Source organism: Streptomyces sp. NPDC050546 (assembly GCF_044457425.1).
Taxonomy (GTDB): domain Bacteria; phylum Actinomycetota; class Actinomycetes; order Streptomycetales; family Streptomycetaceae; genus Streptomyces.
Genome location: NZ_JBITGX010000014.1, coordinates 31,089 through 42,319, shown reverse-complemented (window position 1 = coordinate 42,319; position 11,231 = coordinate 31,089). Strand labels below are relative to the sequence as shown.

The window sequence follows — 11,231 nt, the reverse complement described above, 5'->3', positions numbered from 1 at the left end:
CCGACGTGACCACCCCCGACCTTCCCCTCGCCTCGTCCGGAGGCTGCGGCGACGGCTGTGCCTGCGGCGCGGACGAGCAGGCGTACCTGGAGTGCGGCCTGGACCCCGCACTCGCCCAGCTCCTGGCCGACGCCGGCCTCGACCCGGTCGAGGTCGAGGACATCGCCAACGTGGCCCTCCAGGAGGACCTGGCCAACGGCGTGGACGTGACGACGGTCGCGACGATCCCCGAGGACGCCGTGGCCACCGCCGACTTCACCGCACGCGAGGCGGGCACCGTGGCCGGCCTGCGCATCGCCGAAGCGGTCATCTCGGTCGTCTGCGAGGAGGAACTCGAGATCGAGCGCCACGCGGAGGACGGCGACAAGGTCGAGGCGGGCCAGAAGCTCCTCTCGGTCACCACCCGCACCCGCGACCTCCTCACGGCCGAACGCAGCGCGCTGAACATCCTGTGCCGCCTGTCGGGCATCGCCACGGCCACGCGCGCGTGGGCGGACACCCTCGCCGGCACCAAGGCCAAGGTCCGCGACACCCGCAAGACGACCCCCGGACTGCGCAGCCTCGAGAAGTACGCGGTCCGCTGCGGCGGCGGCGTCAACCACCGTATGTCCCTCTCGGACGCGGCCCTGGTCAAGGACAACCACGTGGTCGCCGCGGGCGGCGTCGCCCAGGCCTTCCAGGCGGTCCGCGACCGCTTCCCCGACCTCCCCATCGAGGTCGAGGTCGACACCCTGCACCAGCTCCGCGAGGTCCTGGACGCCGGCGCCGACCTGATCCTCCTGGACAACTTCACGCCGGGCGAATGCGAGGAGGCGGTGGCCATTGTCCAGGGCCGCGCCGCCCTGGAGGCCTCGGGCCGCCTGACCCTCGACAACGCCAAGGCGTACGCGGACACCGGCGTCGACTACCTGGCCGTCGGAGCGCTCACCCACTCCTCGCCGATCCTGGACATCGGCCTCGACCTGCGCCCGGCGGAGTAGGGCGGATACGGGCCATGCTGCTGACGATCGACGTAGGAAACACCCACACCGTCCTCGGCCTGTTCGACGGCGAGGACATCGTCGAACACTGGCGCATCTCCACGGACGCGCGCCGCACCGCCGACGAACTGGCCGTCCTCCTCCAGGGCCTGATGGGCATGCACCCGCTCCTCGGCGACGACCTGGGCGACGGCATCGACGGCATCGCCATCTGCGCGACCGTCCCCTCGGTCCTGCACGAGCTCCGCGAGGTGACCCGCCGCTACTACGGCGACGTGCCCGCCATCCTCGTCGAACCGGGCGTCAAGACCGGCGTCCCGATCCTCATGGACAACCCCAAGGAGGTCGGCGCCGACCGCATCATCAACGCGGTGGCGGCGGTCGAGCTCTACGGCGGTCCCGCCATCGTCGTCGACTTCGGCACGGCGACGACGTTCGACGCGATCAGCGCGCGCGGCGAGTACGTCGGCGGGGTCATCTCGCCCGGCATCGAGATCTCCGTGGAGGCCCTCGGCGTCCGCGGCGCCCAGCTCCGCAAGATCGAGGTGGCCCGGCCCCGCAGCGTCATCGGCAAGAACACGGTCGAGGCGATGCAGTCGGGCGTCATCTACGGCTTCGCCGGCCAGGTCGACGGCGTCGTCAACCGTATGGCCCGCGAGCTGTCGGAGGACCCGGAGGACGTCACCGTGATCGCGACGGGCGGCCTCGCACCGATGGTCCTGGGCGAGTCGTCGGTCATAGACGAGCACGAGCCATGGCTGACCCTGATCGGCCTGCGACTGGTGTACGAGCGGAACGTGTCGCGTATGTGAGCAGGCGCTGGTGCTGGGGCCCGGGTGGGTGCGCAACTCGGCGGAGCGAGGTGCCGCCGCGCCCACCCGTGCCGCCCCAGCGGCACGCATGCCCGCAGCTAGGGGGAGGGACCACGCCCCCCACCCACCGCAAGGCGAGACACACCCACCCCCTATGCGTAATTTGTCTGATTAGCGCGTATCGTCGCAAGCATGCCCACGCCATACGGATCCCGCGGCGGCATGGCGTTCGGCGTGGAGGAGCTGCGTGTGCTCCGCCGCGCTCTCGCCCTCGCCCTCCACCCCACCTCCGCCTCGTCCGACGACGTCCAGGACTGCCTCCGCCTAGCAGAGTCGCTCGACGAGGCGACGCGGGAGGGGGTCAGGCTGCGCGCCTTCCTCGTGGCCGATCTCGGCCGGTACCGCGCCGCCCTGCCCGGCACCGCCGCCGGCTATCTCACCCTCCTGGACGAGGCCCTTGGCGCCGGATACCGCCCCCACCCGCACGACCTCACGGCCCTCCGCGCCCTGCGCGGCAACCCCACCGCCGCCGCCCTCCTGGACCGCTGCCGCCTGCTCGCCGAGCAGCGCGTACGCACCCACGCGCAGCGGCACTCCCAGACCCCCCGCCCGGTCGTCCGAGTCACCCCCGCCACGCCCACCCCCACCGTCCCCGCCGCCCGCACCCGCCTCCTGGCCCTCCCCGGAGGCCTCTCCGCGGCCCTCTCCACCCCCGGAGACTCCGCGGACTCCGCCAAGGACACCCCCGGAAAGGACCCCGCGAAGAAGCCCGCACGCAAGCCACCGGCCCCGAAACCCGCCCCCAAGCCCACCCCGGCCCCGACCTCACCTCCCACCCCGGGCACCCCGAAGCCCAGCCGTCGCCCGATCCCCACCCCGGGCGAGGTCTTCCCGCGCCGCAAGCCCACCCCGCCGCCCCCCGCGAACCCCCAGCAGCTCGCCGCGGGCTGACGTGGCTACCCTGGATCCATGGACTATGTCTCCGCGCTTCTGCCCCCGGTCGTCATGGCCGTCTTCTTCATCGGCGTGATCCGGGTGATCGTGAAGACACAGGGTGGCGCCAACAAGGCCAAGGAGGACGCGGCCGTGGACGCCGCCCTCGCGCGCGTGGAGGGCGCCCAGCAGTCCTCCGTGAGCACCCCGAAGGCCTGACCGCACCTTCACCCCACCCGGCGTACGACTCGGCGAGGCCCGCCCGCCACGAGGCCCGCACCTTCGAGTCGTACGCCCTTTTTGTTCCTGTTCGCCGCTGAAGCGCACGTCCGCCACGCCATTACCGAGATCTCCCACTATTGTTCTGAGCTGTGCCTCGCCCATTGGGAGAACTCGAAGACGCGGTCATGTCGCGGGTGTGGAAGTGGAACCGCCCGGTGACCGTTCGAGAAGTCCTGGAAGATCTTCAGAAGGAGCGGTCCATCGCCTACACCACGGTGATGACCGTTTTGGACAATCTCCATCAGAAGGGCTGGGTGCGCCGCGAGGCGGAAGGCCGCGCCTATCGATATGAGGCGGTCTCCACCCGCGCCGCCTACGCCGCCGCCCTGATGAACGACGCCTGGTCACAGAGCGACAACCCCGCAGCCGCTCTCGTCGCCTTCTTCGGCATGATGAGCGAGGAACAGCGACATGCTCTCCGCGATGCCGTACGCATCGTCCAGGTCCCGGAAACCCTGGAACCGACCGAAGCGTCTGATTCGACCGAACCGGCTCACCCCACTGAACCGCCTCAACCTGCTGAACCGGCTCTACGCGCAGAACCGCCACAACCCGCAGAACGGCCTCAACCGGCAGAACCGAGAGAAGGCACTCCCGAGAACCCCGCCTCCGCTCAGGACCGCGGCGGGCGATAGCGTCCGCCCATGTCCGCGAAGAGCCCCGAAGCCACCGCAAAAGCCATCACCGTCCGGCGGGCCCGCACCAGCGATGTCCCGGCGGTGCGCAGTCTCCTTGACGCCTACGTCCGCGGCGGCATCCTGCTCGACAAAGCAACGGTGACGCTTTACGAGGACATCCAGGAGTTCTGGGTCGCGGAACGGGACGACAACGCGGAGGTCGTCGGCTGCGGCGCCCTGCACGTGATGTGGGAAGACCTCGCGGAAGTCCGCACTCTCGCGGTGAAGCGCGGCCTGAAGGGCGCGGGCGTCGGACACCAGTTGCTGGAGAAGTTGCTGCACACCGCCCGCTGGCTCGGCGTTCGCCGCGTTTTCTGTCTGACCTTCGAAGTCGACTTCTTCGTCAAGCACGGCTTCGTGGAGATCGGCGAGACGCCGGTCGACACGGATGTCTACGCGGAGCTGCTGCGTTCCTATGACGAGGGTGTCGCGGAGTTCCTCGGTCTCGAACGAGTGAAACCGAACACCTTGGGCAACAGCCGGATGCTTCTGCATCTGTGATCGTCGGCGATTGGGGATCGACACCTGCCCCGGTGCCCTATGTCCGAAACGCGCACGTTTCCGGACGGAGCCAGGCCTCCCGGTCTCTGCCGAGGGTTTGTGTTTTTCCGGCAAAAGCGGTTTGCTTTCCGACGTACTGCAGTACTGCATATAACAGGGGACGGCGATACGGCGGACGCCGGCACACTCCCCGGCCCTGAAGATATCGATGAAAGGAAATCCGGTGGCACAGAAGGTTCAGGTCCTTCTTGTCGACGACCTCGACGGTGGCGAGGCGGACGAGACCGTGACGTTTGCGCTGGACGGCAAGACGTACGAGATCGATCTCACCACCGCCAATGCGGACAAGCTCCGTGGCCTTCTCGAGGCTTACGTGAAGGGCGGTCGTCGTACCGGAGGCCGTGCTTCGGGCGGGCGCGGAAAGGCGCGCGCGGCTTCGAGCGGCAGCCAGGACACCGCGGCCATCCGCGCCTGGGCGAAGGAGAACGGCTACGAGGTCAACGACCGCGGCCGTGTCCCCGCGACCATCCGCGAGGCCTACGAGAAGGCCAACGGCTGAACAGCGGCACTACTGACCTTGCGCACGCAAGGCCGGCTGGGCGCACGCGCGCCGCAGCCGGACCCGGTGGCAGTGCGTGGCCACCGTGTCCACCAGCCGTACGAGATCGGGGGCGCCCCCACCACCCCCCAATGCCGACAGCGTCGGCAGCGAGGCCTCGACCTCGCATCCCGGCTCGGGGGGCCGCAGCCACACGGCGGCCCCCTGGGAACCGACCGGCCCCGGGGGAAGCGTCCGGCCGGTGAACGACCCGGCCCCGGGACGCGACGGCACAGCCCTGTCGGGAGCCGGCGCCACAGCCGCCCCAGGAGGCACCGGCGAGGCCCGCTGGCCGGGCAGCGACGGCCCGCCCACCCCGCAGCGCGACGAGGCATCCGTCACACACGGCGGCACCCCACCCGCCCCGTACACCCTGCCTGCCCCGCGCACCCCGTCGGCTCCGCCCGCCCCGCGCACCCCGTCGGCTCCGCCCGCCCCGCGCACCCCGTTGGCTCCGCCTGCCCCGCGCACCCCGGCCGGCACCGGCGCCTCCACGGACCCGCCCGCGCCGATCGCGACCAGGTCGAGCGCCAGCGACCCCCACTCCAGCCACTCCAGCAGCCCGGGCAACTCCTCCGCGCTGCCCGCCGCCACCAGCAGCAGCATGCGGTCGCCCCGTACGGCCACGGGAGAGCCCGGCCCCAGGCGCCACAGGGCCGCGTGTCCCGCCTCGGCCGGCACGTCCAGGACGTCGAAGCGAGCGCCCACCGCCAGCCGCACAGGATCCCCGGGCACCGTCGGCCAGCCCAGCTCCCTCTCGTACCACCGCCGGACCTGACAGCTCTCGTCGAGCGGCCGGCGGGGGAGCGGGACGAGCGGGGACGCGGACGCGGACGCGGTCACGGGGTGCGGGGCGCCGAACATGCCAAGTGCAACCGCCGGAAGGACGTGCGAGTTACGCTGGGTCCCGCCGTGACCGCACAGAGTGACGAAACGGGGGCGTGTGGGGGCTGCCGGGAGGCGCAAGGTTGTTCGCCCGTAGCGGAGGGAACCGGGGCACCCGGCATGGACATCCGGGCTCTACGGGTAAGACATCCCTAGTGGGAGGGGGCGACACGCAGGAAAGGCCGTCTCACGTTCGCCATCGGCGTACTGGCGATGGGGGTAAGTGCCTGGCCTGCGGGAACATCGTCTCGCACCATCGGGTTGGAGCAGATGTCGGCGTTCGGGGTCAGGAGGCCATCGACGGTGTCGGCAGTTGGAATGAGCGGTCCCCGCTTGCGGGACTAAGCTGCGGAAGGACAGGGAGGGGAAGTTCCCCCCACTGCCTGACCGCTCTGAGGAGCGATTAACGATGTTCGAGAGGTTCACCGACCGCGCGCGGCGGGTTGTCGTCCTGGCTCAGGAAGAAGCCCGGATGCTCAACCACAACTACATCGGCACTGAGCACATCCTCCTGGGCCTGATCCACGAGGGTGAAGGTGTCGCCGCCAAGGCCCTTGAGAGCCTCGGGATTTCGCTCGAGGCGGTCCGCCAGCAGGTGGAGGAGATCATCGGCCAGGGCCAGCAGGCCCCGTCCGGCCACATCCCCTTCACCCCCCGTGCCAAGAAGGTCCTGGAGCTGTCGCTCCGCGAGGCCCTTCAGCTGGGCCACAACTACATCGGCACGGAGCACATCCTGCTCGGCCTGATCCGCGAGGGCGAGGGCGTCGCCGCCCAGGTCCTCGTCAAGCTGGGCGCAGATCTCAACCGGGTGCGGCAGCAGGTCATCCAGCTGCTCTCCGGTTACCAGGGCAAGGAGACCGCCGCCGCCGGCGGGCCTGCCGAGGGCACCCCCTCGACGTCCCTGGTCCTCGACCAGTTCGGCCGGAACCTCACCCAGGCCGCTCGTGAGTCCAAGCTCGACCCGGTCATCGGGCGCGAGAAGGAGATCGAGCGGGTCATGCAGGTGCTGTCCCGCCGTACGAAGAACAACCCGGTCCTGATCGGTGAGCCCGGCGTCGGCAAGACCGCCGTCGTCGAGGGCCTCGCTCAGGCCATCGTCAAGGGCGAGGTGCCCGAGACCCTCAAGGACAAGCACCTCTACACCCTGGACCTCGGCGCACTGGTCGCCGGCTCCCGCTACCGCGGTGACTTCGAGGAGCGCCTGAAGAAGGTGCTCAAGGAGATCCGCACCCGCGGCGACATCATCCTGTTCATCGACGAGCTCCACACGCTGGTCGGTGCGGGTGCCGCCGAGGGCGCCATCGACGCGGCTTCCATCCTGAAGCCGATGCTGGCCCGCGGTGAGCTGCAGACCATCGGCGCCACCACGCTGGACGAGTACCGCAAGCACCTGGAGAAGGACGCGGCCCTCGAGCGCCGCTTCCAGCCCATCCAGGTCGCGGAGCCGTCCCTGCCGCACACGATCGAGATCCTCAAGGGTCTCCGTGACCGGTACGAGGCCCACCACCGCGTCTCCATCACCGACGAGGCGCTGGTCCAGGCCGCCACGCTGGCCGACCGGTACATCTCGGACCGCTTCCTGCCGGACAAGGCGATCGACCTGATCGACGAGGCCGGTTCCCGGATGCGCATCCGCCGGATGACCGCGCCGCCGGACCTGCGCGAGTTCGACGAGAAGATCGCCGGTGTCCGCCGGGACAAGGAGTCCGCGATCGACTCGCAGGACTTCGAGAAGGCCGCCTCCCTCCGCGACAAGGAGAAGCAGCTCCTGGCCGCCAAGGCCAAGCGGGAGAAGGAGTGGAAGGCCGGCGACATGGACGTCGTCGCCGAGGTCGACGGCGAGCTGATCGCCGAGGTCCTCGCGACCGCCACCGGCATCCCGGTCTTCAAGCTGACCGAGGAGGAGTCCTCGCGTCTGCTGCGCATGGAGGACGAGCTCCACAAGCGGGTCATCGGCCAGGTCGACGCCGTCAAGGCGCTGTCGAAGGCGATCCGCCGTACGCGTGCCGGTCTGAAGGACCCGAAGCGTCCCGGTGGCTCGTTCATCTTCGCCGGCCCGTCCGGTGTCGGTAAGACCGAGCTGTCCAAGGCGCTCGCCGAGTTCCTCTTCGGCGACGAGGACGCGCTGATCTCCCTCGACATGTCGGAGTTCAGCGAGAAGCACACGGTGTCGCGGCTCTTCGGTTCGCCCCCCGGCTACGTGGGCTACGAAGAGGGCGGCCAGCTGACCGAGAAGGTCCGCCGCAAGCCGTTCTCCGTCGTCCTCTTCGACGAGGTCGAGAAGGCCCACCCGGACATCTTCAACTCGCTGCTGCAGATCCTGGAGGACGGTCGCCTGACCGACTCCCAGGGCCGGGTCGTGGACTTCAAGAACACGGTCATCATCATGACGACCAACCTCGGCACCCGGGACATCTCCAAGGGCTTCAACCTGGGCTTCGCGGCCTCGGGTGACACCAAGTCCAACTACGAGCGCATGAAGAACAAGGTCCAGGACGAGCTCAAGCAGCACTTCCGGCCCGAGTTCCTCAACCGCGTCGACGACGTGGTCGTCTTCCCGCAGCTCAGCCAGGACGACATCCTCAAGATCGTCGACCTGATGATCGGCAAGGTGGACGAGCGCCTGAAGGACCGGGACATGGGCATCGAGCTCTCCCAGTCCGCCAAGGAGCTGCTGTCCCAGAAGGGCTACGACCCGGTGCTGGGTGCGCGTCCGCTGCGTCGCACCATCCAGCGCGAGATCGAGGACTCGCTGTCGGAGAAGATCCTCTTCGGCGAGCTGCGCCCCGGTCACATCGTGGTCGTCGACACGGAGGGCGAGGGCGACTCCAAGACCTTCACCTTCCGTGGCGAGGAGAAGGCGGCCCTGCCGGACGTCCCGCCGATCGAGCAGGCGGCCGGTGGAACCGGACCGAATCTGAGCAAGGACGCGTAAGCGTCACGACTGAACGAAAAGGGCCGGTGCTGAAAGGCACCGGCCCTTTTCGCATGCCCGCGGCGGGGCACGCGCCGTGCCCTACGACAGCTGCCCGTCGTAATCCGGCAGCTTGTACGTCTTCTCGGCATGGCCGCCCGAGAGATCGGTGGCGCTGTTGCCGATGTTCGCGATGATCGTGTAGCCCTTCTTCTCGACGTTCACGCGCTGGGCCGTCTTGTACTCGGCGACGTTCTTGAAGAGGTCGATGAAGTTCCGGACGTAGAGGCCGGAGACCTGGTAGCCGGCCTGCTTCAGGTTGTACTCGGTGACCGAGTAGATGATGTCCGGGCGGGCGGTCACGAAGAACAGGGCGACGCCGTGCTCCTGCGCGTATCTGGCGGCCTCCAGGACCGGCTTGTTGGCCGGCTGCGGGAAGCTGAAGCCGAAGTCGGTCTCCAGCGTGGTGTTGTCGATGTCGAAGACGATCGCCTGCTTCTCGCCCGGCTTCGTGGCCGCGATCCGCTGCTTCAGATAGGGCAGTGCCTGGGCCATCACCGCCTGGCAGTCCTTCTGCCAGGTGTTGTAGTCGACGTCCGCCGCGGCGGCGGTGGTGGTGGCGGTGGCGGCCGTGGAGGCACGGGTGGGGGTCGTGGCGTCGGCCGGTGCGGCCATCGCCACCAGGGCTGCCGCCGATACGGCGGTCACCGATGCGCGGCGCAACCAGGGTCGTCGGGTCTGCATGTCGTGGGGGTCCTCTCACGTCAATGACGCTGCAACATGTCGTGTGCATGTTCGTGCGCGAGGGTGGCGCGAGGGGAACCGTAGGGTTACCGGACGGTAGGTGCCTAGAGGCGTGCGCCACATTTTCGGAATGACCGAAGAGGGCCACCGGTGACATGGCGCACAGGCGATATGTCCGTTACTAGGTGGAATAGTGGCTAACGGACCAGGAGGAAAGGGATCCTTGCCCCGCAGGGTGGGGGAAAGTGCGTGCAGTGCGCTGATTCGTCCCGTATGACTGCTGTGTCAAGAGACGTAGAACACTGAACCAAATTACTAACTTCAGTCGTAGATCACGCTTTTTGGGGTTTGTCGGACTTCGGGTTACCAAGGGATGGCCATTCGGCGAGCGTCTGTGCGCCGGGTGGTTTTCTCCGTCCCCTTCCACACGAGGTTTCGATGTCCCAGCGCGTCACGTCCCGTTCTTCCCGTACGTCCCAGCTCCGCACCCGTGCGACCGTGCTGGCCGCCGGCCTTGGCGTCTCGGTCGCACTGGGAGCCGGGGTCGCGTCCGCCGCCGACACCACGTCCGCGTCCGGCGCCGCCAGTGCCGTCCAGGCGCAGGCCGCCGCCCAGGCCAAGCACGCCAAGGCCGAGGCCGTGAAGGCCGAGAAGGCCGCCAAGGCCGCCGCCGCGAAGAAGGCGGCCGAGAAGAAGGCCGCTGCCAAGAAGGCCGCCGCCAAGAAGGCCAAGCCGTCCTGGGTCGACCCGGTGAAGAAGTACAAGCTCTCCGCGAGCTTCGCCCAGAACGGCGGCATGTGGCAGTCCACCCACAGTGGCCAGGACTTCGCCGTCCCGAGCGGCACCCAGGTCGTCGCCGCGCACGGCGGCACCGTGGTCAAGGCCGGCGGCAACGGCGCCGGTGACGGCCCCGCCTACGGCAACGCCGTCGTGATCAAGCACGGCAACGGCACGTACTCCCAGTACGCCCACCTGTCGAAGGTCACCGTGAACGTCGGCCAGATAGTCAAGACCGGCCAGGAGATCGCCAAGTCCGGCAGCACCGGTAACTCGAGCGGTCCGCACCTGCACTTCGAGATCCGTACGACCGCGAACTACGGGTCGGCCGTCGACCCGGTGAAGTTCCTGCGCGCCAAGGGCGTGAAGGTCTGACGACCCTCCTGACCCGATAAGGGCCCCTAGGGGCCCTCGGCTCCCCGGTGGGCCCGGGTCACCAGTTCGGTGGCGACCTCGAGGACGGCCTTGTCCTTCTCCTCGGGGTCGCCTTCGAGGTCCTGGAGCAGGAACATCCCGGCGTGCAGCGTGAAGAGCGCGCTGGCGCAGCGGACCTGGTCGACCAGGTCCGCGTCCGGGTCGACGATGATGTCGCGCAGCCTGTGGATGCGGGCCTTGAAGGAGTCGCCGATCTGCAGTTCCCGGACCGTCGCCTGGTTCTCGTGCATGAAGCGGAACAGCGGCGCCGCCTGGGCGAGCGTGTCCGCGTAGCGGCGGATGATCTCCTGCTTGGTCGCGAGGCCCCGCGGCTGCCGCCCGCCCCACTCGATCAGGTCCTCGATCGGCTGGGTGAGGTCCTCGAAGATGCTGACGAGGATCTCTTCCTTCGTCTTGAAGTGGTAGTAGAGCGCCGCCTTGGTGACGTCCAGGCGCTCGGCGATCTCGCGCAGGGACGTCTTCTCGTAGCCCTGCTCCGCGAAGAGTCCGAGGGCCACGTCCTGGATGCGCTGGCGGGTGTTCCCGCGGCGCCGCTGCCTGGTGCCGTCCATGGTGCCGCCCATCCTCCTACGCCGCCCGCTTTCCATAAAACTTACTTGACGCCCGGCTAGTTACGGGGCTAACTTCCGAGTGTAGTCACTAGCCGGTCGGCAAGTAAGTAGCGGTAGCTCAAGTAGCGGTAGCTGGGGGAGT

12 protein-coding genes are annotated in these 11,231 nt (G+C 68.8%); 9 read left to right on the top strand and 3 right to left on the bottom strand.

Features of this window, described 5'->3' with window-relative positions:
* Positions 1-5: 5 nt before the first annotated feature.
* The 7 genes from nadC to ACIBK5_RS30685 all read left to right on the top strand — a co-directional run bounded on the left by nadC (position 6) and on the right by ACIBK5_RS30685 (position 4,744).
* Complete coding sequence (gene nadC / locus ACIBK5_RS30715; RefSeq protein ID WP_399024544.1) at positions 6-980, top strand: carboxylating nicotinate-nucleotide diphosphorylase; 975 nt, start codon at positions 6-8, stop codon at positions 978-980.
* A gap of 14 nt (positions 981-994) precedes the next feature.
* Positions 995-1,792, top strand: a complete 798-nt coding sequence (locus ACIBK5_RS30710) for a type III pantothenate kinase (protein ID WP_382490849.1) — start codon at positions 995-997, stop codon at positions 1,790-1,792.
* Between the two features lie 222 nt (positions 1,793-2,014).
* Positions 2,015-2,743 (top strand): hypothetical protein, encoded by a 729-nt coding sequence (locus ACIBK5_RS30705; RefSeq protein ID WP_399024897.1) that lies wholly within the window; start codon positions 2,015-2,017, stop codon positions 2,741-2,743.
* 18 nt (positions 2,744-2,761) lie between these two features.
* The gene (locus ACIBK5_RS30700) at positions 2,762-2,944 is read left to right on the top strand and encodes a hypothetical protein (RefSeq protein WP_399024542.1); all 183 of its coding nucleotides are present in this window, start codon (positions 2,762-2,764) and stop codon (positions 2,942-2,944) included.
* A gap of 188 nt (positions 2,945-3,132) precedes the next feature.
* Positions 3,133-3,642 carry a BlaI/MecI/CopY family transcriptional regulator gene (locus ACIBK5_RS30695; protein WP_399024894.1) on the top strand — a complete coding sequence of 170 codons (510 nt, stop codon included), beginning with the start codon at positions 3,133-3,135 and terminating at the stop codon, positions 3,640-3,642.
* A 9-nt stretch (positions 3,643-3,651) separates the two neighbouring features.
* Positions 3,652-4,185: an amino-acid N-acetyltransferase gene (locus tag ACIBK5_RS30690; protein WP_399024540.1), complete on the top strand. Its 534-nt coding sequence runs from the start codon at positions 3,652-3,654 to the stop codon at positions 4,183-4,185.
* Positions 4,186-4,408: 223 nt separating this feature from the next.
* Complete coding sequence (locus ACIBK5_RS30685) at positions 4,409-4,744, top strand: Lsr2 family protein (protein ID WP_184594809.1); 336 nt, start codon at positions 4,409-4,411, stop codon at positions 4,742-4,744.
* A gap of 9 nt (positions 4,745-4,753) precedes the next feature.
* On the opposite strand, the gene ACIBK5_RS30680 is transcribed toward ACIBK5_RS30685, so the two are convergent.
* Positions 4,754-5,647, bottom strand: coding sequence for an SCO3374 family protein (locus ACIBK5_RS30680; RefSeq protein WP_399024538.1), 894 nt, complete (start codon positions 5,645-5,647; stop codon positions 4,754-4,756).
* Between the two features lie 430 nt (positions 5,648-6,077).
* Here ACIBK5_RS30680 and ACIBK5_RS30675 point away from each other — a divergent pair, with 430 nt between their 5' ends.
* Complete coding sequence (locus tag ACIBK5_RS30675; protein WP_399024537.1) at positions 6,078-8,603, top strand: ATP-dependent Clp protease ATP-binding subunit; 2,526 nt, start codon at positions 6,078-6,080, stop codon at positions 8,601-8,603.
* Positions 8,604-8,684: 81 nt separating this feature from the next.
* On the opposite strand, the gene ACIBK5_RS30670 is transcribed toward ACIBK5_RS30675, so the two are convergent.
* Positions 8,685-9,326, bottom strand: a complete 642-nt coding sequence (locus ACIBK5_RS30670; protein ID WP_399024535.1) for an HAD family acid phosphatase — start codon at positions 9,324-9,326, stop codon at positions 8,685-8,687.
* 438 nt (positions 9,327-9,764) lie between these two features.
* Here ACIBK5_RS30670 and ACIBK5_RS30665 point away from each other — a divergent pair, with 438 nt between their 5' ends.
* Complete coding sequence (locus ACIBK5_RS30665; protein ID WP_399024533.1) at positions 9,765-10,478, top strand: M23 family metallopeptidase; 714 nt, start codon at positions 9,765-9,767, stop codon at positions 10,476-10,478.
* A gap of 26 nt (positions 10,479-10,504) precedes the next feature.
* Here ACIBK5_RS30665 and ACIBK5_RS30660 read toward each other — a convergent pair whose 3' ends face one another.
* A complete protein-coding gene (locus ACIBK5_RS30660; protein WP_399024531.1) occupies positions 10,505-11,101 on the bottom strand; it encodes a TetR/AcrR family transcriptional regulator in 597 nt (198 codons plus the stop codon).
* Positions 11,102-11,231 lie beyond the last annotated feature (130 nt).

Excerpts from the sequence above, each read along its gene's own strand:
- ACIBK5_RS30710 (WP_382490849.1), top strand. The coding sequence starts at position 995 with ATGCTGCTGACGATCGACGTAGGAAACACCCACACCGTCCTCGGCCTG.
- ACIBK5_RS30705 (WP_399024897.1), top strand. The coding sequence starts at position 2,015 with ATGGCGTTCGGCGTGGAGGAGCTGCGTGTGCTCCGCCGCGCTCTCGCC.
- ACIBK5_RS30700 (WP_399024542.1), top strand. The coding sequence starts at position 2,762 with ATGGACTATGTCTCCGCGCTTCTGCCCCCGGTCGTCATGGCCGTCTTC.
- ACIBK5_RS30695 (WP_399024894.1), top strand. The coding sequence starts at position 3,133 with ATGTCGCGGGTGTGGAAGTGGAACCGCCCGGTGACCGTTCGAGAAGTC.
- ACIBK5_RS30690 (WP_399024540.1), top strand. The coding sequence starts at position 3,652 with ATGTCCGCGAAGAGCCCCGAAGCCACCGCAAAAGCCATCACCGTCCGG.
- ACIBK5_RS30680 (WP_399024538.1), bottom strand. The coding sequence starts at position 5,647 with ATGTTCGGCGCCCCGCACCCCGTGACCGCGTCCGCGTCCGCGTCCCCG.
- ACIBK5_RS30675 (WP_399024537.1), top strand. The coding sequence starts at position 6,078 with ATGTTCGAGAGGTTCACCGACCGCGCGCGGCGGGTTGTCGTCCTGGCT.
- ACIBK5_RS30670 (WP_399024535.1), bottom strand. The coding sequence starts at position 9,326 with ATGCAGACCCGACGACCCTGGTTGCGCCGCGCATCGGTGACCGCCGTA.
- ACIBK5_RS30665 (WP_399024533.1), top strand. The coding sequence starts at position 9,765 with ATGTCCCAGCGCGTCACGTCCCGTTCTTCCCGTACGTCCCAGCTCCGC.
- ACIBK5_RS30660 (WP_399024531.1), bottom strand. The coding sequence starts at position 11,101 with ATGGGCGGCACCATGGACGGCACCAGGCAGCGGCGCCGCGGGAACACC.